Consider the following 25,320-nt stretch of genomic DNA (forward strand, 5'->3'; position numbering starts at 1 on the left):
TACTTATATATACGCTTGCAAAGTCTGATTTTTCTTCTTTTTTCTTAAAAAAAGTTAAAAAACTTTTCATTCACCCATATTATAGCACAAAGCAAGCTTTTATCAATTGCTTAAAGTAAACAAAAAAAGAAATTCTCTTAATACTTAAAGTAAAAGAGAACTCCTTTTTCAGTATTTTTAACTCCATATTCAAAATGATGAAGATCTAAAATAGCTTTACAAATCGCAAGCCCTAGACCTGTTCCTTCAGCATTTCTTGAACAATCAACTTTATGGAACGTTAACCATATTTTTTCTAAATCATCTTTAGGAATTGGATGTCCCTCATTTTCAATTTCAAATCCATGTTCATCTAAACGAACATAGACATTTTTTCCCTCAGCTGTATATCTTAATGCATTACTAATAAAATTGTCAATAACCATTTCAATTTTAAAGCGATCTGCTTTTACCATTGAGGAATCTAATTGAGTATGTACTTTGATTTGTTTTCTTTCAAACAAATACATCATTGAATCTAAACAATCCCCTACGATATCTAATAAATCAACTTCCTCTAGTTTTAATGAAACCTTTTGTGATTCTAGTTTAGATAAATCTAACATTGCTAAAACAAGTTCATTTATACGTTTGGTTTCATTTTGAATAATAGTAATATATTCATTACGTTTCTTTTCATCTTGTTCAATTTCAACAAGTTCACTAAACCCATTAATAATCCCTAATGGTGTTTTAATTTCATGAGTAAAATTAGAAACAAATTCTTTTCTAATGACTTCTAATCTTTGAACACGTTCGATTTCTTGATGAAGATTGTTAATTGTACTTTCTAATTCCTTACTCATACGATCAATACTACGCGACAAATCACCTAATTCATCATGCCTGGTTGTATCAATTGGATAATCAAATTCTTTTCTAGCAATATGTTTTGCTGTGGTTTCAATTCGACGGATTGGTTTAATAACCATATATGCTATGGATAGACAAATCAAAATAATTAAAACAAATGCTAAGAGATAAGTTGATGAGTTATCATGCATAAATTGTCTAAAGGAACGCATTGTGAGATTTGTATATTCCTGAATAACAAATATATATCCTGCAGTTACTTTATCTAATGATGCCTCATCTGTATAATCCACAGTTGTATCTTCACCATTCATTAAACCCCAATCTTCTAATCTTAACATGACTGTAGAATAATATTTTCCATTATATTCATAAGGATTTAAAATCTTATAAATAGAATAATTAGTTGTTGTGAGTTCACGACCACTCTTTTTAAATGTTTTAAAGTTTTTAGTGATTTGTTCTCTTAGCCCATTCATGGCATTTTGGTAATCTAAAATCATTGTTCGACTTTTCTTACCTGATGTATTTGTTGATTGTTTTTTACTTTCTGTAAGTGTACTAGGAAATGCAATTTCTAGATTATAGCTAGCATAGGAACCAACCGTTCCCTCCATTGTTTGAACTTTACCTTTTGTATTGCTGACATAAATAATCTGATTATTAAGTTTCAATTCTTTAATAAAAATATTATCAAATATATTACTATTAAGTTCACTTTGACTATTTGTCACAATCTTTAACGTAATTGTATTCTTTTCATCTTTATGCTTTAATAATTCACTTTCTATCTTCATTAAACTGGTGCTATCCATAGAAGATAAATCAAAATAAACTGGCCAATTCGTTGCCCCTTTATACTTAGAAACAATAACTCCAATACTTGGAAAACCTTCACCTTCTCGAGAAACATCTAGAATCTGTCCCTTTGCATTCACTAGACATTTGACCTTTGTTCCATCACCAGCCAAAGCATCACGATATATATTTTTAAATTCTGTCGAATTTAAATTAACTTTATTAATAGCTATACTCTGAGTATAAGACTTAGCAAATTTATCAAGATTACGAACAATAGCTTCTGCATCTGTATCCAATGTATTCTTTGTATAACGATTAATTCCTAAACGAATTTCATTCCCTAATACAATTGAAAATGCAATAAAAACAACCCCGGTAACCTTAATAATCAAACTGAAATTCAGTTTTTTCATAACTATAACTCCTTTAAATCAAACATATAGCCAATCTTAACAACTGTTTGAATATAAGGGGCAGCATCTAATAATTTCTTACGTAACTTCTTCACATAGGTATCAACAATTCTTTGATCCCCATAATAATCATAACCCCAAATATGATCTAATAATTGATCTCTAGATAAAATCTTTCGTCTATTTTCAATAAAATATATCAACAACAAATATTCTTTATTAGATAGCTGAATCAATTCATCACGAATATACACTTCATGTGTATCTTCATCAATATGAATAATCCCTACATCTAAAGAACGATTTTCTTTATTCACACGTTTTAATAAAGCTTTACATTTTGCATACAACAACGAAGGTGTAAATGGTTTAGAAATAAAATCATCAGCACCTAAATCATAACCCTTTAACTTATTATCATCTTCACTTAATGCACTAATAAATAAGATAGGCACATCACTCTTTTGTCTAATCAACTTACAAACTTCATACCCATCAATACCTGGCATCATAATATCTAATAACACAATATCAAAAGAATCATCTAACAAAGATAACCCTTCATAACCATCACTTGCTTCAACAACACTCGCCTTTTGTTTATCAAAATATTCAACAATAAACATACGAATTAGCTTCTCATCCTCTATCAATAAGACTTTCATCCCTAGCACCTCACTTTAATCACATTATAATATAAATTTGTGAAAAAGATATGAAAAAGATGATTTATTTATAATCATCTTTTTTAATTTCTTAATGTTTCTTCTGGATCTATATTCTTTATAAATCCAATACTTATTAATAATAAACCTATTACAACAATAAATACTGTTCTTAAAAAGTATGAAATGACCTCTTTTGTATTAAATATTGTAAATATCAATTTATCTAATAATTCACAAGATATTAAAGTTATACAAAGGGCAATAATAATTTTAATAAACAAATCAACAAAAATAATTGAGATCAATTCAAAATGACTAATTCCATTAACATATAATAATACAAATTCTTTTTGTCGCTTTTTCATATTCCAATAGCTTAAATATAAAAATAATATGACACTTAAAATAACTACAAAAACTTTTTCAGTAGACATACTTGAGATTGTTTGATATTTCATATTTAATAAGTCATTAACATTTTGAAAATGTTCTACTACTTCTAAATGAAATTGATTAGAGATTGTCTTTGAAATAGATTGAATGGATTCTAGGTTATCAGCAAATAAAACAAATGCATTTTTTGTTGGAGAAATATGATTATTTTTAGCTAATTCAACGATTTTCTGATAATCCATTAAAACATAATTTAAATTATCCGTATATCCTGATGATTTTCCAATTGCTAAAACACCATTTACATTTTCCAATGTTTGTATTGTCTTATTATCATTGTAAATAAACCGAGATAAAATTACTTGTTCATCCCATTGATCTAATCGAAGGGCTACAAGATATGATAAATAAAGATTTCGTTGTGAATTATATTGCTTAAATAATTTTCCATCTAATTGATTTTCATTAAAAATTGGATATACCGGATAAATATCGTTGTTTAACTCAACAGACAAATTATACAAAGGATAAATTTTTTTAATACCTTTTAATGATTGAATTTTGTCTAAAATATTTTGTTCTATATCTTTGCCATTATATAGTTGTATAGAATTACCTTGTGAGCCTAATATTAACAACTGATTTTCAGATATACTATTTAGTTTACTATCAAGCTGATTTAATGTATCTTGAATTAATCCCTGAATACAAAGTGAACATATCCCACCAAATATTAAAATAGATGTCATCAATATATTTATAAAAGGATGATTTTTAAAATATTGTTTAAGATAATAAACAATAAACATAGAAGATATATTTTTTCTGTTCTTTTTTTCAATTGCTTTAGTTTCAGTCTGCTTTTCAAGAAATAGTTCTTGATTTTTTATTGTATATATATAATCTGCATAATCATCACAAATATAACTATGACTTGCTATTACGACCATTTTTCCTTTCTCATGAGCTAATCTTTGTAAAATAGAAAAAACAATCTTCTCATTATCTTCATCTAAAGCGCTAGTTGGTTCATCAAGAATAATAACTTCAGGGTCTTTAACAATTGCACACGCAATTGCCAATCGCTGTTTTTCACCATTTGAAAGATTTTTTGTTTTACAATCCAAAAAATCTTCAATTTGGACAATCTTCAATACCTCAACAGCCTTCTGTAAATCAATGGGCTGATGGGCTGCTCGACAATAATATTCTATATTTTCGTAAACACTCATTTCTTCAAATAAACAAAAATCTTGAAAAACATATCCTACTTTATAACGCCGTAACTCATCTATTTTTGATGGTGACAATGAATGAATATTAATATTATCCCAAACATATCGTAACTTTTTTTCTTTAGATATAAGTCCAATCCGATATAATAACGTTGTTTTCCCACTTCCACTTAATCCTTTAATTAAAGTTACACTATTATCATGAATAATCATTGACGATTTTTTTATTAAAACTTTATTATAGCGAATAGATATATTTTCTAATGAAATCATAGTTTATTCCTTCTTCCCAATACCAATAGCGGTAGTAATACTTCAATACTTAGAGAAAAAACAACTGTTATAATAATAAATTCAATTTGGATATGTGTTTTGCTATTATAATATAGACAGTTTCCTAAAATAACCATTAATATAAATAATATAATTGAAACCCCTGTACAAAAAATACTTTCAAGCATAAATTTTTGAATTAACTTTTTACGTGTTTCTTGATAAGAAAAACCTTTTTCCATGAAAAAATTCAAATAATCATCGTATTCTTCTTTCTTAGTATACTTTATTCCAAATGAGATAAATAAAGTAATAAGACATATAAAAACTGCTATCATCTGCAAACCACTATTTAATTGATGAATAATATCCAAATTATTTTCTGCATCATTATAATCTGATAATACTTTATAACCCTTAGCCTCAATATTTTCTTTAACAGTCCGAAAAGAAATTCCCCTATCTACATTAAATTGATAATATAAAGGATAAAATGGGGTTAAATATCCTTCATCATTTTGATATTTTACTTGATCTTGCAATAATTCGTTCGCGCTTGCCTTGTTTTTTTGAATAAATTTCAAAGCTATATCTAACGGATAAAATATTGATACATCTGTAGTTGTTCCTTTAGAAAATTGAAACGGTATATCTTGATAATAGATTCCTTTAATTTTCGTTTTTATAGTCATTGTTTTACCTAGTAATTGATTGCCTTTTTGATTTTTATATTGCAAATTATATATTGGAACAATTATAGGAAATTCAATTTCTGTATTTTCATCATATTTTTGTACACTATTCTCAATATCTTTTTTATTATATCTTTCTACATCTGGATTAAAAAGATCATACAATAAATATGCTGATACATAAACTCCTTCATTGGAATTGATTTTTTTAATTAAATTGCTTTCATATTTATAATCATTTTTATATGTAGCAACTGTGTATGTATTATTTTTATAATCTAAATCATGCATCAATTGACCCTTTTGATAAATCTTAATATTCACACTTTTCAAATCATTTTGAATTACCTCATGATTTCTTGTCATAATATATGGCCAAATATTTTTAACCCCTTTTACTTCCTTTATTCCTTTAACTTCTAATTCACTAAAACCATATTCTTCATTATATAATTTCCCCAAAGAATCTATATTTTCTTTATATATAATACCCGTCTTTTCAGTTTTATTAAGTTGATTTTGATAATATTGAATAGTTGAATTTCCATGAAATATTGAGAAACAACCAATAGCAATAGTTAAAGAAATTAGTAATAGTGTCATTGACTTAAAAAAGAATTGATGTTTATACATCCTGAATAAAAAATATAAGTAAGCTTTTTTATTTGCTTTTAATAATGAAATACTATTTTTATAATTGCCCTTTTCTCTTGTTACTGATGTTAATTTATTATTTTCTATAATATATAGACTATCTGCTACATCTTTTAATATTTTATCATGTGTAAAAACAATAACATAATGTCCACTTTGAGCATATTTTTTTATCATCTCTACAACAATATGTGTATGGTATGAATCCAATGATGCTGTTGGTTCATCAAAGACTAAAATTTCTGGTTGATGAATCATAGCTAATAATATTGCAACCCTCATTTTTTCACCACTAGATAATTGCAGGGGATATTTATTTAATACTTCTTCTAATTGTAAGAATTGAACATATTCATCTACTTGATATCCATTTAATAAAGATTGACAAAGGTTAATATGATCATTTATTGTCAAATCACTTATAAATATTGGATTTTGATTAACAATTCCCATATGTTCTTTAATAAACTGTTTTTTCTCTTTATTTGACAATTTATTCATATCTTTTGTATCAATAAAATACTCACCTTGTGTATCAAGACTCATCGTTATTATTTTGTGAAGTGTTGATTTTCCACTCCCTGATTTTCCCATAATAATAGTTAGTTCATTTTTATGTGCCACAAAATTTGCACAATCATAAATTATTCTTTGACCATAATTCATTTTTATATGATTTAATTCTAACATCTTTTATCACCCACTTTATAGAAAAAGTTAATCCCTAGAGGATTAACTGAAATCATATGTCATAGTTTGTAAGTCTGTACCTATTTGATGAGATAAATTAGTTCATTCCTGATTTACTTTTACTATATATCGTTGCTGTTGCATTGGCACCCATGTCTAAATCTGTATAAATCAATAGAATAAATTCCATTAATATTTCTTATTGTAGCAGTAACATAAGTTTTGATTTTTCCAATTGTTATTCCACTAACATTACGAACATATATAGATTTTTCTATTATGGAATCAAAAACATGATATAACTCTCTTACTTACATTTAAAAACAAATGACTTACTTTCATATGTATCTCTCCTTTTATTTTTGAATATACAACTTGCTTACCTTACTACATTTTAACATCCTCCACCTCTAGAAATTCCATGTTCAATGGTTATTGTGAGATATGATTGATATTGGCACCTACATCTTTCATTCATATCCTGTTGATTTATATGAATGTAATTTGCTAAAAAACAATCAATGATAACAAATTATTTTTCACAATTTATTCTACTTTCTAATAATTTTATTAATTCCTTCTGATAATTATTTACCCTTTGATAATCTTCATGATGTTCATAATTATCTATTAATAAATTTAAAATAAGTTTTTTAGCATCATAGGATGAACTTGCAAAATAACGCTTATATATTCGTTCTAGAATATATTGACATTTTTTTGTATAAGGTCTTTGGTAAGCTTTACTACACCACTCTATTAATTCATAATATATTTCATTAAAACATTCAACTTGGTATTGATAGTTTAATAACCTTTTAACTACATTTTTATTATCTAGCAACATGTGACTTAAAATAAGATAAAATAAATCTAAATTATCATTGTTTTTTAGAAACGAAACTTTTAGACACTGTATTGCATACGCATAATTTTTTATCTTAAAATACTCAATTCCTAAATTACTTATGAATACATATTTCATACTTGTAAAATTGATTTCATCAATCTTTTTGATATTTGAATATAGTATATCTATAACTTTATTCATATCCCCTAATTTTTCATAAATATCACATTCAATAATTTTCAATGCAATTAATCTTTTTTGATTATTCATCTTTAAACAGTATTCATTAGCCAAGTTAAAATATTTGAATTGTTTATAAAAATCCCCTTCATACATATAACGTAATGCATATGCATGGTAATAATATGATTTCATATCATTGTTCATCATATCAAAATTCACATTTTTATCATTTAATACACATTTATTAAACATACCTTTTTCTTTATAATAAATATATTTTGTTATTTGAAAAAATTGCTGAATCAATAAATCGAATTGATCAATAATATTTTCAAAGAGAGGAATATATTTAAAAAGAAATTCATCATTTAAATATTCCCGTGAATATAGGCAGGTTTTTAGTAATTGATAATATATATAGAGATATGTATTTTCTATTCCTTTAAAATAAAATTCATCAATGATATCTTGAGGATTTTTATCTAAATCATAATAAATAACACGATGAATAACTGTATAGAATCTTTTAATAAAATCATAGTCATCATCAATATATTGACTTTTATCCAAACCAAAACATTCAAATATGTTATCAATATGATGATTTAAAGATGTTAATTTTCCATTTTCTATATTATCAATTAAACTTCTACTCACAAATATTGATTTTGCAAAGTCTCTTTGTGATATACCAATTTCCATTCTTTTAAACTTAATAAATAAACTCATTCTTTTTACATGATAATCCATAAAAAACTCTCCTATTTACTTGATTATTCTAAATATCATGCATTATTTTTCTATGTATATTATAACATATTACAATCCATGAATATACGAACCTAATTTTAAATTGGTCAAATAACTTATTTTCGATTATCAATAATATTATTGTCTTATAATTAATGAAAACTTGCGATAAAACAGTTATATTGCTATTATTTAAAAAAATTGAGCAAAAAATAATTTTTTTATTTTTTACTCATCTTTATTATCTTTTAATAAAATAGAAATTTGATTCTTGTGAAGTTTGCTCAATCGTATATAAAAGATAAGAACATAGAAACATAAAATAACTCCTACAAATAAACCACAAATTAATGAACGTTTGGTTTGATGAAATTGCCATTCTAAAATAAGACAAACAAATAAAGCACTGATGAAAACAATCAATAAATATTTGAGTTTTTCTATAAAATATCTTTTCTTAATCAATTGCAAATCTACACCAGAAGCATGAATAATCGATAAACCAACTTGATTCTTTTTTGTATCTTGGTAAGTCATATAAACAATATAGATAATACTAACAGCAAGTAAGATTATTTGAACAATCATAAATAAAACATAGTATAAATCCTTTTGTCCTTGATTTTGATGAAGTGATGTAAAAATGCTGTGATTTACCGTTAACTTTGATTTTCCTTTTAAGACCTGATAATAATCTTGGACTTGTGTTGATGAACATTGGATTTCAAACGATTCTCCTTTTTTCATAAGATAATCATATTGTGTTGGATATTCTTTAGAAAATCTTTTTTGTTTTAAAAGAGAATTTATTCCATCATAAGAATAATAAATTTGTTTAACATCTTTTAAATCTTCTTCAATAATATCTTTTATTGTACATTCTATTTGATAAATTTGACTACCCATTTGATAGGATAAGAGAATTTGATGGTTGATTAAAGATTCTTGATTAACTTGCCATTCATTCATTAAAACTTTTGCTGTATTTTGATTAATGAGAATTTGATTATTTTTTAATTGGTTTTGACTTGTTGTAGGTAAAGGATAAATATTCATCTTATAGATTTTATTATTGAGGTTCAATGTATCAAAATTAAGGATTGGACGTATTTCACCATATTTGTATAAAGAATCTGGATTCATTCCATTTGTTTTAACATAGAGACTATTTTGATTTATGACTTGATAACTTGTTTTTTCTTGAAAAAGAATACCATTAATTTGAAATGTAATAATTTGAAAAATAATAAGTAGACTTAAAAATAAGGTTTGAATCATCGTTCTTTTATGAATCATCTGATGAATGATTCTTTTCAATTCATGATATGAAGTTTTTCTTTCTTCAACAGTAAGTGTAGGTGCTTGTTGCTTTTGAGTTTGTAAAATCAAGGAATTATCCTCAATAACATAATGATAATCAGCATAGTCTTGTAACATTGATATATCATGTGTCGCTACAATAACAACACAATCTTGAGATAATTTTTTTAATAAGTTTAAAACTCTTTCTTTGTTTTCAATATCTAATGATTCTGTTGGTTCATCACATATAATGACCTGTGGGCAACAAGCTAATGCTCGAGCTATTCCGACTCTTTGTTTTTGTCCTTGTGAAAGTTCTTTAGGATAACGAGATAATAATTCTGTTAGTCCTAATTCCTCAATAAAATCAAATGAAAGACTTCTATCCTTTGTTAAATAAATATTATCATAGACATTTAATTCCTCTATTAATTCATAACTTTGAAAAATACATGCTATTAAAACAGAAGAATCTACACATCTTTTACCAGCATCTATATTTTCATATCCTGCTAATATATTTAATAATGTTGATTTACCACAACCACTCTTTCCACTGATAACATATAACCCACACTTTGAAAAATCAAAATTTAAGTTCTTAAAAACAACATGTCCTGAAAATGCCTTATCTACGTTTATAAGTTCTAATTCCATACATAATCCCCTCAATCAAAATAAATAAAATAAGTGAAATCATAAATGCAATACTATATTCTTTAAGATTATACGTAACAAATGATGCAAAACCAAAAGTATGAGCAAGCTGATTTAAAACCTCACACAAATAAGGTAATAAAAGAGTTTGTATGATACCTGCTAATATAAATGAAACAACTAATAATCCAATTAATAATATTTCTGATGAATATCCATAATGAGCTAATAGTTTTTCTTCTTTATTCATACGTTTTTGTTTTAATATATTGACAATGATCTCAATAATAATTAATCCCACTCCTAAAAGAATTATAAATGCATAAAAATAGATAGGATTTTGATATTCAGCCTCACTTGTTAAATAAGATTCAGAAAATGGAGCAAAAACACTTTCCTTACCTTCAATTGTCTGATTTATCTTTTGTGTGATTGTTTTAGCATCATATTGAGGATCGGTTAAAAAATAAACAAAGACATATTTTAAATAATCTGGGTTCATTTCATAGACTGACTCAATCCATTGATCTAAACTTCCTGCTTTAAAATATAATTGATTTTCATTTTCATTTTCTTCATAAGTAATACCTGCAACCGTCACCTGCATTTCTTTTTCTAAAGCATAATTAAATGGAATTTCTTTACCAATCAGGTCTTTTTCACTTATTTCATATTCTTTTGCTAAAAGCTCTGCTAGTGATGAAGATATAATAACATCATTATCTTTAATAGGATTATTCCCTAACTTTAAAGAGATTTGATAATGATCAAATAATTGATAGGGAATGACTTCTATACTATTTTTTTCACCTATTCTATGCTTTTCTTTTGAAGGTGCATTAGAAAAAGAATAATCTTTAAATCCATCATAATTTCTAAAATCAACAGTAATTTTAAAATCTTGTGGTAGATGTTGTTCAGCCCCACTTTCTTCCAGTTCTTTCAATAATTTTTTTAATTTATTATATTGACTATGAGGTATTTTCCCGGTTTCTTGATAAACTCGTTCATCTTCTTTAACGACTTCTTTTAATTCTTTAATTGTTAACTCTTTGCTAAAAGAACCAGTTAATGCATATTGTGTAGCATCCCAACCATAACGATAACCAATGACTTCTTTAACATCGGTTTCAATAAGCTGAATTGTCTTTTTATCATAGACATCATAATTTGTATAATTTCCTTCTTCGTTTTTTAAATTTTTATTCTTAGGTTGCGTTACAATAATATTTTCTCCATGTAACCATCGATTTCTTTCAACGACCACTTGATTTGTTGCTGACAAAAGAGAAGTTGAAACAAAAGCCGTTAATAAAACAACAAAAGCAATCATGGTTTTAAATAAAAACTCCATTGGTCTTGTTTTGATATATTGGAAAATAAATAATATTTGTTTTAACAATGTTTTTTTCTTATTTTCAATAGCTAAAGGTTGATGAATAGATTTTGTATGAACTTGTTCATCCTTGATAATCTTTCCCCGTTCAATTTCAATAATACGATCAGCATATTGATCAACCAATGCTATTTCATGTGTCACAATAATGACAACTTTATCCCTAGCAACATTATTCAATGTTTCCATAATCAATTGAGCATTTTCATGATCTAAAGCTGCTGTTGGTTCATCACATAGTAAATAATCACTATTAACTAACAAAGAACGAATAATTTGTATACGTTTCTTTTGTCCAATAGAGAGTTTTTTTACCTTTTGATGCATAAACTCTAACATTTCAAATTGTTCTAACCAAGCTTTAATTTGTGACAAATCATCACTAACTAACTTAAGATTATCTAAAACACTCATTGCTTCAAATAAGACAATCTCTTGTTGAATTGTCTCTACTGTTCCATCTAACTCTACTATCCCTTGATAATCTTTATCTTCTAAAGATAAAATGCGTAGTAATGTTGTTTTCCCACTTCCACTTGCTCCAATAATAAAAGTTATCCCTTTTTCTTTTATTTCTAAGCAAATATCATGTAAGGCATGAACATCCCCTTGTTGATTATGATATATTTTATCAATATGTTTTAATTTCACTTCTATCACCATCCCTTATTTTTATTATAGCATAGTCCTAAAGGTAAAAAATAATTTTTTAAATAGCCAAAAAAAGATTACATCTACTGATGTAACCTCTATATCTTTTTTACATATCCTTCATCATCATAATAATATGATTCATCAAACTTAACAAAATGTAATTTCTTTAATAATTTTTTAGAACGAATATTATCATGATAAACATAACAGATTGCCTTTTTAAACTTATATGTTTCTTTCATATATTCTAAAAAAGCCGATACAATCTCTGTCGCATAACCAAGTGACCAATATAATGAATCAAGCGTATATCCTAAAACAAAAACCTTATGATTAACAACTTCAACAAATAAATCACCAATCATTTCATCATTTTCTTTTAAAATAATAGCCAAATGATAATCTGATTTTGGTTTATTAAAACTTGTTATTGTTAAACAATGCTGAATCCGTTTTGCTGCATCTTCAATAGTATACTTCTTCCATGATTGATACTTTGCAACTTCTTCTTTGCATCGATATTCACTCATACGTTTTGCATCAGATTCTTGTAACTGTCTTAAATATAATCTTTGTGTTTCTAATATCATGTTCTATCCTTTATTTTAAATTATAGTAAATAAACAACATGCGATCTTTTCCATTTATATCCTTAATGATTTCATAAGGAACATTTGGAAAATAATGTTCAACAGCTTCACTCATTAATTCTCTTTGATCAAATCCCATTTCAAAAGCTAACAAAGCACGCTCTTTAATGACTTCATGAACTTGAGAGAAAATCTTACGATAGAAATATAGACCATCATTTCCACCAAATAAAGCAACATGTGGTTCATTATCCTTCACAACATTTTCAATTTCTTGTTCATTAGGAATATATGGAGGATTGGATACAAAAATGTCTACCTTGATATTTCTTTCTATCAAAGGTTTTAACATATCCCCTTGATAGAAGTCAACTTGAGCTGATAATTCTCTAGCATTTAATCTTGCAACTTCTAAAGCTTCTTCACTAATATCAGTTGCTGTGACCTTTAATTTAGGTTCCTCTAAAGCTAATGAAATAGCAATTGCTCCAGATCCAGTTCCTACATCACATAAATCAATAGAATCATAATCATCAAAATAATCATCTATCGTATATAAAATATTTTCAACTAATTCTTCTGTTTCATAACGTGGAATCAAAACATTTTCATTCACAATAAAATCTCTAGAAAAGAAAGTTTCTTTTCCTTTAATATATTGAATTGGCTCACCAGCCATATAACGCTTCATCCCTTCTTGAAAAGCATCATATAACTTCTCATCCACTTCCTCATCCATCATTAAATAAAGCTGATGAGGTTCTTTATTTGCCAAATGATAAAATAACACCTTAGCAACATTACAATCTTTATTCGTTTCATCAAGCATTGCTTCACTTTGACGAATGAGTTCTCTAACTGTCATTATTCTTCTTCTCCAGCAAGCTTTAATCTTTGATCTTCATTAATTAATGCTTCAATAATTTCTTCTAATTTACCTTCCATAATACGATCTAATTGTTGAATTGTTAAACCAATACGGTGATCAGTAACACGATTTTGTGGATAGTTATAAGTTCTAATTTTTTCACTTCTATCCCCACTACCAATCTTATTACGTCTTTCACTACCAATAGCTTCTTCTTGTTCACGTAATTTCATTTCATACAATTTTGTACGCATTGCACGCATTGCTTTATCTTTATTGTCATGTTGACTACGTCCATCTTGAGATGTTGTTACTGTTCCTGTTGGAATGTGAGTAATACGTACTGCTGAGTCAGTTTTATTGATATGTTGTCCACCAGCTCCAGAAGCACGATATGTATCAATTCTTAAATCACCTGGATTTAATTCAAAATCCACTTCTTCAGCTTCAGGCATAACAAGCACTGTTGCTGTTGAAGTATGAACACGCCCTTGTGTTTCTGTCTTAGGAACACGTTGAACACGGTGTGATCCTGATTCAAATTTTAACTTTGAATAAACACCTTCACCTTTAACCATAAATGAAATTAAAGAATAACCACCTGCATCAGATTCTTGAGCTTCCATAATTTCAATCTTCCATCCTTGTGATTCTGCATATTTCACATACATTCTATATAAATCTCCAGCAAAGATATTACCTTCATCTCCACCAGCAGCACCTCTTACTTCTACAATAACGTTCTTATTATCATTTGGATCTTTAGGAATCAATTCTAAGTGAAGTTTTTCTTCTAATTGAGGTTTTTTATCTTCTAATTCACTTAATTCTAATTCAGCCATTTCTCTAATTTCAGGATCATCTTCTTTTAATAACTCTTTTGCTTCTTCAATTCCACTGATAACTTTTTTATATTCTTGATATAAATTATAAGCAGTTTCTAAAGAAGCTTGTTCTTTTGATGCTTCTGTCATCTTATTAATATCACTAGCAATACTTGGATCCATTAGGATTTCATTTAATTCTTCATATCTTCTTGCAATCGTTTCTAATCTTTCTATCATATTATTCATATTCTCTAACCTCCAAACCTTTACCATTATAATATAAACTCATAAAATAAGCAAAATAATATTGGTATATTCTTTGTTTTTTTAATTGACACTTTTCGCTGGTTTTCTTATACTTACTGATAAAGGGGTGGATAATGATGAAAGCAGTTATTTTTGATATGGATGGGTTAATGATTAATAGTGAAAGAGTCACTTATGAGTGTTATGTATCAGTTTTAAAAGAAATGGGATTAACTATGTCTGAAGATTTTTATAAAACTTTATTAGGAAAGACTTTGCCTACGGCCTATCAATTAATGTTTGATGAATATGGTCAAGATTTTCCAATGGATCGTGTTTTAAATGATGTTCATCAATTAATGAATAATATTTTTGATAAAGATGGTGTACCAATCAAAAAAGGTTTAATTGAATTATTAACTTATTTAAAAGAGCATCAATATAAAACCATAGTAGCAACTTCTAGTACAAGAAATCGAGTTGAACATCTTTTAGGTTTAGCTGATGTGATGAAATATTTTGATGATTCTATTTGTGGAGATGAAGTAACACAAGGAAAACCTCATCCTGAAGTCTTTTTAAAGGCTTGTGAAAAATTAGGAGTTGAAGTACAGGATGCTTTGGTTTTAGAAGATAGTGAAGCCGGAATTGAAGCATCATATAGAGCACATATTCCAGTGATTTGTATTCCTGATATGAAGTATCCTGAAGAACAATATGTAAAGATGACCACAAAAATTCTTGATTCATTAGATCAGGTTATTGATTATCTCAAACAATAAGGAATGAAAATTCCTTTTTTGTTTACTCATAATTAATGATTTCTTAAGATATTTATAGGATATATTCTCTATAATAGAATAGAGGTGATCCAAGTGAAAAAATTAAAAAAACTGTTTCTTATCTTATCATTCTTAGTAATATGTATAGGAATCATCATTACCAGCTTAAATCTCTTTGTTTATCAATCAACCAAAAAACAAGTTAATCAGGATATGCAAGATGCTGATTGTATCCTTGTTTTAGGGGCTGGCGTAAGAAACAATAAACCTACTCCTATGCTAAGAGACCGTATTAAAGAAGCTGTAACACTATATAAAAACAAAAAAGCTCCTAAAATTATTATGAGTGGTGATCATAGTAGTGATGAATATAATGAAGTTGCGGTTATGAAATCTTATGCAATTAAAAATGGGGTTCCTTCTTCAGATATCTTTTTAGACCATGTGGGTTTTTCTACATATGATAGTCTTATTCGTGCTAGGGATATTTTTCAAGCAAAAAAGGTGATTATCGTCACTCAGGACTATCACCTTTATCGTGCTTTATATATAGCTCAATCTTTAGGCTTGGAAGCTTCTGGAGCTCCCGCTAATTTAAGTCATTATCCAGGACAACCACTTCGTGAAGCACGCGAAATTATCGCAAGATGTAAGGATGTTTTGAATTGTTTTGTCACACATCAATCTAGCCAAAGCCAAACTACAATCTCTTTAGATGGAGATGGTGACCAAATTCATAATCAAGCTATTTAATATTCTTTGTATAATTATAATGATCTTTGATATACCCATGGACTTCATAGAAGTGATGGGCTTTTTTTCTATATGTTGAAGTTGAAAGTTCGATTTGTTCTAGTTTTCTTTCACGAGCAATATCTTCTATTGCTTGTAATAATTTTTCACCAATCCGTAAACCACGATGTTCTGGCATAACAACTAACTCAACGATTTTTCCAGTATCATCATCATGATGTAAATAATGATGAATTGAAAAACTTAAAAAACCTAGAATTTTTTCATCTTTACGATAAACTAAATATTCAACATCTTCATTTTGTATTCCCTCTTGAAAAACTTTATCAAAATGAGCTTTATTCAATTGTTTTTGTTCTAGAATACAAATCAATTCATAAACTTCTTCTAAATCATTTAACTTTGCTTTTTCTATCATCGTAATACCTCTCCTTGAAAAAACTGGGTTATTCACCCAGTTATTATCCTAAATCTTCTCCATTTGTTTCAATAACTTTCTTATACCAATAGAAAGATTCTTTTCTTCTTCTAGAGAAATCTCCAGTTCCATCATCATATCTTTCAACAAAAATGAAACCATAACGTTTAGCCATTTCACCAGTAGATGCCGAAACTAAATCAATACATCCCCAAGGAGTATATCCTCTTAAATCAACACCATCTAAAACAGCTTCATGCATTTGCTCTATATGTTGTCTTAAATAATCAACACGATAGTCATCTCTAATCTTACCATCTTCATCAATCTTATCATAAGCACCTAATCCATTTTCCACAACAAAGATAGGTAATTGATAACGATCCCAAATTTCATTTAATGAATAACGTAATCCTTCAGGATCAATTTGCCATCCCCAATCACTTGCTTTTAAATAAGGATTAGGAACTCCACCTAAAATATTCCCTTGACCAGCTTTTTGTTTAGCAGGATCAGCAGTTTGACAAGCTGACATATAATATGAACAAGTATAGAAATCAACAGGACCAGCTGCTAAAATTTCATCATCTCCAGGTTCCATTTTAACTGTAATATTATTTTCTTTAAAATATCTTTTGATATAGTTTGGATATTTTCCACGACATTGAACATCACTACAGAACCAGTTTCTTAAATGATTTTGTTGTTGATTTTTCACTTGATCAGCTGGATGACATGTTAAACCATAGCTTGTTGCCATAATTTGCATACATCCGACTTGATAGTTAGGATCAATTTCATGAGCCATCTTAACAGCTAAAGCACTAGCTAAGAATTGATGATGTAACCCTTGGAAACGATTATTTGGTACATCAACTTGATCCATGAAATCCATTGTTTTAATTTCATTTAAGATTCCTTGTCCTAAGAATGCTCCCATAGCTGTTGTTGCTGAGTTAATTTCATTAAAAGTTAACCAATATTTCACTTTTCCTTTATAACGTGTAAAGATTGCTCTACAGAAATTTAAGAAACAATCAATCATTCTACGGTCTGTCCATGAATTCCATTTTTGAGTTAAATGAAATGGAACTTCATAGTGAGAAATAGTGATTAATGGTTCAATATTGTATTTTAAACATTCATCAATTAAATCTTCATAGAATTTTAAACCAGCTTCATTTGGTTCACTCTCATCACCTTGAGGAAAAATTCTTGTCCATGCAATAGAAAAACGATACATCTTAAATCCCATTTCCGCAAACAATGCAATATCTTCTTTATATCTATGATAATGATCAATTGCATCATGACTAGGATAGAAAGTTCCTTCTTCTAAAACAGGGGTAATTCTTTTACTTTTTGTTGCACTACCACCAGTACATACATCAGGACAAGAAACTCCTTTGCCACCTTCTTGCCATCCACCTTCTAATTGGTTAGCAGCTGTAGCTCCTCCCCAATAAAAATCACTACGAAAACTCATATTATTATTCCTCCTTTATTTTCTTTTTTATTATAAAGAATAATTGAAGAATTTGAATCATATTTTCATAAGTTGAAAGTCATTTTCATTTTTTAAAAAGATTGCCAAAACTCTTATTATCCCCTACAATAGAATAGGTGATAAAAATGAAAAAAATACAATTATGTCTTTGTGCTTTATTATTTTTAAGTGGATGTCAAAGTCAAGAAGAAAAACCACAAAAGCCAAAGGAAGAAATGGTTCAATGTACTTTTGTAGGTGATTTATTATATGAGCAGCCTTATTATGATTGGATAGAAGATGATTCTCATGATAAAGGATATTATGATTTGATTAAACCTTATTTTCAAAAAGATGATTTATCAATTGCTAATTTAGAAACACCTATTGGTGGTAAAGAATTAAAGACATCTGGTGTTGGTTATTCTTTTAATGCTTCTAAAGAGATTGGTAATCAAGTGGCTTCTTTAGATTTAGAAGTTGTTTCAACAGCTAATAATCATGCTAATGATTGTGGAAATAAGGGAATCAATAATACTTTAGATTTCTTAAAAGATAAAGGAATTATGGCAGTAGGAACTTATTATAATCAAAAAGATCGTAATCAAGGAAAGTATAAAACGATTAATGGTATTAAATTTGGATTTGTTGCTTATACTTATGCGACTAATCAAGTTGTAAGTTTAAAGAGTCGTGAAAAGGTTGGTTTGTTTAATGATCCTAATGGTCGTCAATTCACTAAAGAATATCAACAACTATTAAAGAAAGAAATTAGTGAAACAAGAAAAAATTGTGATGTTTTGATTGCTATGATGCATTGGGGTACAGAATTTACATATCAGCTAGATGCTAAACAAAAGAAAGTTTCTCAGTTTATCAGTGATTTAGGTGTTGATATTATTATTGGGAATCATCCTCATTGTTCACAAACAATGGAATGGATAAATGATAATAGGACATTATGTATGTATTCTTTAGGTAATTTTGTAGCTGCTGATCCGATTGTTGATCGAACAAATCAAGAATTTAAAAATGCTTATAATGTTTCAATGATGGTTACACTTGACATTAAAAAACAAGAAGAAAAAATATCGATTGAAAACATTGATTATATACCAATCATTAATTATTATGATCAACATCTCAAAAACTTTAAACTTGTTCCTTTCAATCAATATACAAATGAACTAGAAAAATCACATTATCATTATCAAAATGGCTTTACCAAAGAATGGATTAAAAAAACATATCAAAAGCTCATCATCCATTCTTTAAAAAATCAACAATTACCAAAAACAGAGATTGATTCTTAAATCAACCTCTGTTTTTTTACATTTTAATTGTTTGAATAGCTATACAGCCAGGACCACCTTGAGTAATAAATGCTGGAGATAAATCATATAACTCAATAACAACATTTTCAAATGCTGCTTGAACTTGTGCCACGACAGATTTTGCTTGTTCCAAAACTCCTGCATGAGTCACATAAATCTTATAATCTTCATTCACACCTAATTCTTCAAATGCCTTAATAACCTCTTTAATAGCACTCTTTAATGTTTTTTTCATAGCAAATTTTTCTAAACGCTTATGATCTTTGGTCATTGTCATAATTGGGGTAATCTTTAACATACCACCAACTGTTGCTGCTAATGGAGTTAAACGACCACCACGTTTTAAGAAACCAAAATCTTGAGGAATCAAGAATGATTTTTCTGTTGCAATACTTTTATGTAATTCTTTCATAATATGATCTAATGAAAAACCTTTTTCTTTTAACTCAACTGCTTTTTCTACTAAATATTTTTGTGGACCACATAATGTCATAGAATTAATCACATGAATATTTTCATTATGTTCCATGCTTTCCTTTGCCCCTAATGTACTTTGATATGTCCCTGATAATCCATCAGCCATATTAATAACTAAAATTTCTTCTTCAGGATATTTTTCAAATAATTCCATTGTCATACCAATAGAAGGTTGTGATGAACTAGGAACATGTCCTTGTTTCACTAATTCAATAAACTCATCACTTTGAATATCAACAAATTCCTTGTAACTCTTTTTATCAATGATGACATTTAAAGGCAAAACTTCTACGCCAATCTTCTCCCCTGCTTCTGGTGAATACAATGATCCTGTATCTGTAATAATTTTCATACTCTTTCTCCTCGCCTTACTTTACCTCTTATGTATACGTTACCAAATATGTATTATAATGTCAATATAAAAATGTAGTTTTTAAAACTACATAGAATCAAGAAAAAAACTATTTTCATAATAATTTTTTATTAATTCATTAATATTATTTGAATTATTTTTATTACGTGCTATTATTAATGTATAGAAGGGAGTTTTAGATATGTTATCATTTATTCAAAGAGTCTTTAAGAATCAAAAGAAAACATATTTCTTATTGTTGGGAATTTTCATAATTCTATCAAGCTTTGAATTTAGTTTTCTAGCGATTTATGATGCATTTGTTCGATTGGATTTTTCTTGGCAGATTCGTAGTACAATTCATTTAATTCCTGTCATAGGTGCAGCTATTGCTCTGTTGCTTAATGTTTTTATTACTAAGTATTTTATGGAGAATAAAAAGCAGGAGTTTTCTATCTTACTGTTAGCTGGTACAAAGACTAAAGATTTATTTTATTATTTATCTATTCAATTTGGTTTCATCATTCTTTTATCAGCCATTATTGGAGTCTTTGGTGGAATGGAAATTATGCACCTGATTCATTATTATCAGTCACATCTTATTTTACAATATTCATTTACTCAAACGATTTTCTATTATTTTTGTTTTTTAATCATAACTTATGTGCTTATCTTAGCCATTGGTTCAAGCCAGTTTATCTCACTTGATCTCAATCTAGCTAAATATCTCTCATCACATCAGCTTGATTTAAAAACATCTCAAAAGAATAGTTTCTTTTCAATCGATAATCAAGCAAAGAAACCATTTCTATCAATCGTTCTTTCATTATTTATCCTTGTCTTTACTTTTTATTCAATGAAAGAAATCTTAAATCAAAACAATTCAATCACAATTTTATTATTCTATTATAGTTTTGCTTTAATCGGATTAATCTTAATTATTACTAAAACGATTCCATTGTTATATGATTTATTTCATCATCAATTATTAAAACATCCTATTTGTTTAAATGCTTTAGCATTATTCCAGGATTTTACTAAAGTGATGTCCTCATTAATATTATTAGTAGCTTGTATTATTCCAACAATCTTTATGTTATTGTTGAATGTTCCATCCTCATTTGTTATTGAGACAGTCACTGTTCCTTGTTTTATTATGATAATGATTATGATTGTTTTATGTTTTATTTTACGTTTTACTCTTTATTTAAAAGAACAACAGACATCAATTGCAACAATTCATGCTGTTGGATATGATTCTAAGAAATTAAATAATATTGTCTTTTTAAAGAATCTTATCTTCTTTATTCTTGGTATTTTGATTCCATTGGCTTTTATTTTAGAAATTCTTTATTTAGTTTCACAAAATGGAGTTATATCTCAAAGTGCTATTGTATTTGTAATGATTGTTTATATTGCACTTTATACATTGATTGTCGTTTATATGTTTATTCAAGAAAAAATAATGCAAAGGAAGGTTATCAACAATGTCAAATATCTTAATAGAGGCGAATAATATTAATAAGGTTTATGATCCTGATTTATATTTAAAAAGAGGTAAAAATTTCTATGCTTTAAATAATGTCACTTTTACACTAGAAGAAGCTGATTTCACATGTATAATGGGTCCATCAGGTTCAGGAAAGAGTACCTTGCTTAATTGTTTATCAACACTTGATCGTATTAGTTCTGGGGAATTACGTTTCATGGAAAATGATGTCTCTGCAATGTCAAAAGATCAACTCTGTGAATTTAGATATCAATATCTTGGTTTTGTTTTTCAAAATCATAATCTTATTCCTTATCTTTCTTTATTTGATAATATTGCAACACCTGCTATATTAGCCAAAGAAGATCCTAAGAAATTAGAAGAAAGAATCAAACAATTAGCTAATGATTTAGAAATTACTGATTTATTGAATAAATTCCCACATGAATGTTCTGGTGGAGAATGTCAAAGAGCTGCAATCGCTCATGCTTTAATCAATGATCCAAAGATTCTATTCTGTGATGAACCAACTGGTAATCTAGATTCTAAAAATTCTCATAAAGTTTTAAATATCTTATCCAAATTAAATCAACAAGGAACAACAATTTTGCTTGTTACACATGATGCTATGATCGCAAGTTATGCAAAGAAAATGATGTACTTATATGATGGAGGTATTCAATCTGTAGTTTACAAAAAACAAGATAGTCAATTGGATTTCTATAAAAAGATTAATGCAATCACTATGCAAGATAGCTTATTAAAAGAACTATCTACAAAAAAAAGTGAAACAGAAGTTATCCAAGAAACACCAGTTGAACCACAACCTATTCAACCATCTTCAAAACGTGTAAGTGTTTATATGATTATTGATGGTCAACCATATGATAAAGATATTGCTAAGAATAATACTTTATTTCATATTGATGGAACAAAAGTCTCTTTTATTAATCAATATAATGATCCTGTTGGTTTTGATTTATCGACTATTTCTCAAATTAATCTTGATTTAACTGCACAGTTTGTTAATTTTGGTTTATTTAGTCAATATATTTTCTATCCTAAGGTTGATTTTGTAAGTGAAGAAGGAACATATTTATTCAAAGCTAAAAATAAAGATGATTTCATTCAAATTATTAACTTATTCCATCAACTTCAAATCCCTGTTAACGATCCTCGCCAAATTGAAGAAGCTTATCATAAATATCCTCGTGATTATGAAAGAAGTAAATTATATTTAAGAACTCATAAAGACTTAACTCAATATAAAGGTTAGTGGAAGTGCTATTGGCATTTCCACTTTTCCATTCAAAAGATAATTCTATGATTTCTTTCTTTTTATACACATTTTTATAATATTCTTATCATAAATTTGATATAATAGTTTTAGTTAATACGGAGGTGATGTCATGGGTAGAAGTAGCGGTGGTGGTAGCCACAGCAGTGGTGGATTTGGTGGTGGACATTCCTCTGGTGGTTTTAGCGGAGGTGGTCGTTCTTCTGGGGGATTTTCCCGCGGTAGTGGTTCAAGTCATTCAAGTTATACACGACGCTCGAGTGGACCTAGAACTGTTTTTGTTGGTGGCCCTCGATATTATCGAAGCCCCCGACCACCAAGAGGACCTCGTCCAAGAAATTATGGAAGCCATAGTATAAGTAGTGTTATCATATCAATTGTCTTTATCTGTGTTATTATAGGCATGTTATTCTTTTCAACTTCAAGTAAGCATCAAGATGTTCCTAAAAATACAAAACAAAGAGAAGCTTTGAGTGGGGTTGTTAAGAAAACAGATTGGTATGATGATCAATTAAGCTGGATAAGAAGTCCTAGTGTTTTAGTCAGTGGATTAGAAGATTTTTATCAGGAAACTGGTATTCAACCTTATGTTATGATGATTCCTTATTCGCAGCAATATTGGAACGGTTCTACTTTTCTTTCAACTCAAGCAGATGCATATTTAGAAAAAGTTTATAAGGAACGATTTAAAGATGAAGGGCATTTTATTTTTGCTTATTTTGCTTGTTTGAATGATTCAAGTCAAGAGATGGATGGTGAATTTAGGTATTTAAGTGGATATGCGGCTGATAGTATTATGGATAGTGAAGCTATTGATATTCTTTGGGGATATTTTCAAAAGAACTACTATAATACATCTTTATCAATTGAAAAAATGATTTCTGAAACCTTTAGTGCGACTGGTGAAAATATCATGAGTGCTCCAACAAATGGTTGGGATTTTGCTAAAATAGCAATTATTGTTGGTGGGGTTGTAGGTATTGGTGTCATTGCTTATTTAATATTTAAAAAGAAAGCTCAAAGAGAAAAAGAGAAAGAAGATTATACAAAGGAAATATTAGATAAGCCTTTAGAAACTTTTGGTGAAGATACAACCGATTTAGAGAAAAAATATGAGGATGATATGTAACAATTGAAATCGAAAGGAGAAAATAAAATGGGAATGATTTCAAGATTTAAAGACATTATGTCTGCTAACATTAATGCATTATTAGACAAATGCGAAAATCCAGCAAAGATGATTGATGAGTATATGCGTCAAGTAACTGAACAATTAGCTGAAGTTAAGAGTGAAACTGCTGGAGTTATGGCCGAAGAAAAAAGAGCTAAACGTTTGGTAGAAGAAAATGATGAACAAATTGCGAAGTATGATAATCTTGCAAGAAAAGCATTAAAAGCGGGAAATGAAGATGATGCCAAAGCTTTTTTAACAAAGAAACAAAGCTATGTTGATAATGGTATAGATTTACAAAAAGCTTATAGTATTGCTCATGACAATGCGACAAAAATGCGTGAAATGCATGATAAATTAACAAAAGATATTCAATCATTAGAACAACGTAGAAAAAACATTAAAGCTAAGGTCGCTGTAGCAAAAACTCAAGAGAAGATCAATAAAGTGACTGGTTCAATGGATAGTGCCAGTGATTCTATGAAAGCTTTTGAAAGAATGGAAGAAAAAGCTGATCGTATGCTTGATGAAGCAAATTCAATGGCTGAATTAAATAGTGATGAAGAAGATCCTATTGAAGATTTAGAAGCTAAATATGCTGGTAAAGATGCAAGTGTTGATGAGGAATTAGAAAAGCTAAAAAAAGAAATGGGATTATAAAAAACCTATAGTTATTGATATGATAACCTCCCAGTAGACAGTGTAAATAATTAAACACTGATACGGGAGGTTTTTATATTGGGAAGAAAAAATAAATATTCAAAAGA

The 25,320-nt window shown here is 28.0% G+C and carries 20 protein-coding genes; 7 read left to right on the forward strand and 13 right to left on the reverse strand.

Annotated features, from left to right (window positions below; all coding sequences use genetic code 11):
* Positions 1–137: 137 nt before the first annotated feature.
* From EDD60_RS14950 to prfA, 10 genes are all read right to left on the reverse strand, one after another.
* A complete protein-coding gene (locus tag EDD60_RS14950; protein WP_132226530.1) occupies positions 138–2,066 on the reverse strand; it encodes a sensor histidine kinase in 1,929 nt (642 codons plus the stop codon).
* A gap of 2 nt (positions 2,067–2,068) precedes the next feature.
* Positions 2,069–2,731 (reverse strand): response regulator transcription factor, encoded by a 663-nt coding sequence (locus tag EDD60_RS14955; RefSeq protein WP_066443553.1) that lies wholly within the window; start codon positions 2,729–2,731, stop codon positions 2,069–2,071.
* A gap of 83 nt (positions 2,732–2,814) precedes the next feature.
* Entirely contained in the window at positions 2,815–4,635 is a 1,821-nt protein-coding gene (locus tag EDD60_RS14960) for an ATP-binding cassette domain-containing protein (RefSeq protein ID WP_066443556.1), read from the reverse strand.
* Positions 4,632–6,671: an ATP-binding cassette domain-containing protein gene (locus EDD60_RS14965; protein WP_066443559.1), complete on the reverse strand. Its 2,040-nt coding sequence runs from the start codon at positions 6,669–6,671 to the stop codon at positions 4,632–4,634. Before EDD60_RS14965 ends, EDD60_RS14960 begins: the two co-directional genes overlap by 4 nt.
* Before the next feature lie 532 nt (positions 6,672–7,203).
* Entirely contained in the window at positions 7,204–8,454 is a 1,251-nt protein-coding gene (locus EDD60_RS14970) for a helix-turn-helix domain-containing protein (protein WP_066443561.1), read from the reverse strand.
* A gap of 228 nt (positions 8,455–8,682) precedes the next feature.
* A complete protein-coding gene (locus EDD60_RS14975) occupies positions 8,683–10,413 on the reverse strand; it encodes an ABC transporter ATP-binding protein (RefSeq protein WP_066443563.1) in 1,731 nt (576 codons plus the stop codon).
* Positions 10,385–12,460, reverse strand: a complete 2,076-nt coding sequence (locus EDD60_RS14980) for an ABC transporter ATP-binding protein (protein ID WP_165973161.1) — start codon at positions 12,458–12,460, stop codon at positions 10,385–10,387. Before EDD60_RS14980 ends, EDD60_RS14975 begins: the two co-directional genes overlap by 29 nt.
* A 98-nt stretch (positions 12,461–12,558) precedes the next feature.
* Positions 12,559–13,053 (reverse strand): GNAT family N-acetyltransferase, encoded by a 495-nt coding sequence (locus EDD60_RS14985; RefSeq protein WP_066443567.1) that lies wholly within the window; start codon positions 13,051–13,053, stop codon positions 12,559–12,561.
* 10 nt (positions 13,054–13,063) lie between these two features.
* Positions 13,064–13,918, reverse strand: coding sequence for a peptide chain release factor N(5)-glutamine methyltransferase (gene prmC, locus EDD60_RS14990; RefSeq protein ID WP_132226532.1), 855 nt, complete (start codon positions 13,916–13,918; stop codon positions 13,064–13,066).
* Positions 13,918–14,994 carry a peptide chain release factor 1 gene (gene prfA / locus EDD60_RS14995; protein ID WP_066443574.1) on the reverse strand — a complete coding sequence of 359 codons (1,077 nt, stop codon included), beginning with the start codon at positions 14,992–14,994 and terminating at the stop codon, positions 13,918–13,920. The genes prmC and prfA overlap by 1 nt, the downstream gene beginning before the upstream one ends.
* A gap of 134 nt (positions 14,995–15,128) precedes the next feature.
* Here prfA and EDD60_RS15000 point away from each other — a divergent pair, with 134 nt between their 5' ends.
* Entirely contained in the window at positions 15,129–15,776 is a 648-nt protein-coding gene (locus tag EDD60_RS15000) for an HAD family hydrolase (RefSeq protein WP_066443577.1), read from the forward strand.
* A 93-nt stretch (positions 15,777–15,869) separates the two neighbouring features.
* Positions 15,870–16,529, forward strand: coding sequence for a SanA/YdcF family protein (locus tag EDD60_RS15005; RefSeq protein WP_066443580.1), 660 nt, complete (start codon positions 15,870–15,872; stop codon positions 16,527–16,529).
* Here EDD60_RS15005 and EDD60_RS15010 read toward each other — a convergent pair.
* Positions 16,522–16,947 (reverse strand): GNAT family N-acetyltransferase, encoded by a 426-nt coding sequence (locus EDD60_RS15010; protein WP_132226533.1) that lies wholly within the window; start codon positions 16,945–16,947, stop codon positions 16,522–16,524. The two genes, EDD60_RS15005 and EDD60_RS15010, sit on opposite strands and share 8 nt — an antisense overlap.
* Before the next feature lie 43 nt (positions 16,948–16,990).
* Positions 16,991–18,433, reverse strand: coding sequence for a glycoside hydrolase family 1 protein (locus tag EDD60_RS15015; protein WP_132226534.1), 1,443 nt, complete (start codon positions 18,431–18,433; stop codon positions 16,991–16,993).
* Between the two features lie 146 nt (positions 18,434–18,579).
* Here EDD60_RS15015 and EDD60_RS15020 point away from each other — a divergent pair, with 146 nt between their 5' ends.
* Complete coding sequence (locus EDD60_RS15020; RefSeq protein WP_066445240.1) at positions 18,580–19,746, forward strand: CapA family protein; 1,167 nt, start codon at positions 18,580–18,582, stop codon at positions 19,744–19,746.
* Positions 19,747–19,762: 16 nt separating this feature from the next.
* Here the strand turns inward: EDD60_RS15020 and EDD60_RS15025 are convergent, their stop codons facing one another.
* Positions 19,763–20,596 (reverse strand): DegV family protein, encoded by an 834-nt coding sequence (locus EDD60_RS15025; protein ID WP_066445243.1) that lies wholly within the window; start codon positions 20,594–20,596, stop codon positions 19,763–19,765.
* A gap of 202 nt (positions 20,597–20,798) precedes the next feature.
* Between EDD60_RS15025 and EDD60_RS15030 the strand changes: the two genes are divergently transcribed.
* The 4 genes from EDD60_RS15030 (at position 20,799) to EDD60_RS15045 (ending at position 25,213) form a co-directional block, all read left to right on the forward strand.
* Entirely contained in the window at positions 20,799–22,112 is a 1,314-nt protein-coding gene (locus EDD60_RS15030) for an FtsX-like permease family protein (RefSeq protein WP_132226535.1), read from the forward strand.
* Complete coding sequence (locus EDD60_RS15035; RefSeq protein ID WP_132226536.1) at positions 22,084–23,361, forward strand: ABC transporter ATP-binding protein; 1,278 nt, start codon at positions 22,084–22,086, stop codon at positions 23,359–23,361. The genes EDD60_RS15030 and EDD60_RS15035 overlap by 29 nt, the downstream gene beginning before the upstream one ends.
* Before the next feature lie 133 nt (positions 23,362–23,494).
* Entirely contained in the window at positions 23,495–24,511 is a 1,017-nt protein-coding gene (locus EDD60_RS16255) for a hypothetical protein (protein WP_207905388.1), read from the forward strand.
* A gap of 27 nt (positions 24,512–24,538) precedes the next feature.
* A complete protein-coding gene (locus EDD60_RS15045) occupies positions 24,539–25,213 on the forward strand; it encodes a PspA/IM30 family protein (RefSeq protein ID WP_132226537.1) in 675 nt (224 codons plus the stop codon).
* Positions 25,214–25,320 lie beyond the last annotated feature (107 nt).

The sequence above is a fragment of the Longibaculum muris genome, assembly GCF_004343035.1.
GTDB lineage: Bacteria > Bacillota_I > Bacilli_A > Erysipelotrichales > Coprobacillaceae > Longibaculum > Longibaculum muris.

What these genes read in the sequence shown, in the direction of transcription:
- EDD60_RS14950 (WP_132226530.1), bottom strand. Translation starts at nt 2,066, where the DNA reads ATGAAAAAACTGAATTTCAGTTTGATTATTAAGGTTACCGGGGTTGTT.
- EDD60_RS14955 (WP_066443553.1), bottom strand. Translation starts at nt 2,731, where the DNA reads ATGAAAGTCTTATTGATAGAGGATGAGAAGCTAATTCGTATGTTTATT.
- EDD60_RS14960 (WP_066443556.1), bottom strand. Translation starts at nt 4,635, where the DNA reads ATGATTTCATTAGAAAATATATCTATTCGCTATAATAAAGTTTTAATA.
- EDD60_RS14965 (WP_066443559.1), bottom strand. Translation starts at nt 6,671, where the DNA reads ATGTTAGAATTAAATCATATAAAAATGAATTATGGTCAAAGAATAATT.
- EDD60_RS14970 (WP_066443561.1), bottom strand. Translation starts at nt 8,454, where the DNA reads ATGGATTATCATGTAAAAAGAATGAGTTTATTTATTAAGTTTAAAAGA.
- EDD60_RS14975 (WP_066443563.1), bottom strand. Translation starts at nt 10,413, where the DNA reads ATGGAATTAGAACTTATAAACGTAGATAAGGCATTTTCAGGACATGTT.
- EDD60_RS14985 (WP_066443567.1), bottom strand. Translation starts at nt 13,053, where the DNA reads ATGATATTAGAAACACAAAGATTATATTTAAGACAGTTACAAGAATCT.
- prmC (WP_132226532.1), bottom strand. Translation starts at nt 13,918, where the DNA reads ATGACAGTTAGAGAACTCATTCGTCAAAGTGAAGCAATGCTTGATGAA.
- prfA (WP_066443574.1), bottom strand. Translation starts at nt 14,994, where the DNA reads ATGAATAATATGATAGAAAGATTAGAAACGATTGCAAGAAGATATGAA.
- EDD60_RS15000 (WP_066443577.1), top strand. Translation starts at nt 15,129, where the DNA reads ATGATGAAAGCAGTTATTTTTGATATGGATGGGTTAATGATTAATAGT.
- EDD60_RS15010 (WP_132226533.1), bottom strand. Translation starts at nt 16,947, where the DNA reads ATGATAGAAAAAGCAAAGTTAAATGATTTAGAAGAAGTTTATGAATTG.
- EDD60_RS15015 (WP_132226534.1), bottom strand. Translation starts at nt 18,433, where the DNA reads ATGAGTTTTCGTAGTGATTTTTATTGGGGAGGAGCTACAGCTGCTAAC.
- EDD60_RS15020 (WP_066445240.1), top strand. Translation starts at nt 18,580, where the DNA reads ATGAAAAAAATACAATTATGTCTTTGTGCTTTATTATTTTTAAGTGGA.
- EDD60_RS15025 (WP_066445243.1), bottom strand. Translation starts at nt 20,596, where the DNA reads ATGAAAATTATTACAGATACAGGATCATTGTATTCACCAGAAGCAGGG.
- EDD60_RS15030 (WP_132226535.1), top strand. Translation starts at nt 20,799, where the DNA reads ATGTTATCATTTATTCAAAGAGTCTTTAAGAATCAAAAGAAAACATAT.
- EDD60_RS15035 (WP_132226536.1), top strand. Translation starts at nt 22,084, where the DNA reads ATGTCAAATATCTTAATAGAGGCGAATAATATTAATAAGGTTTATGAT.
- EDD60_RS16255 (WP_207905388.1), top strand. Translation starts at nt 23,495, where the DNA reads ATGGGTAGAAGTAGCGGTGGTGGTAGCCACAGCAGTGGTGGATTTGGT.
- EDD60_RS15045 (WP_132226537.1), top strand. Translation starts at nt 24,539, where the DNA reads ATGGGAATGATTTCAAGATTTAAAGACATTATGTCTGCTAACATTAAT.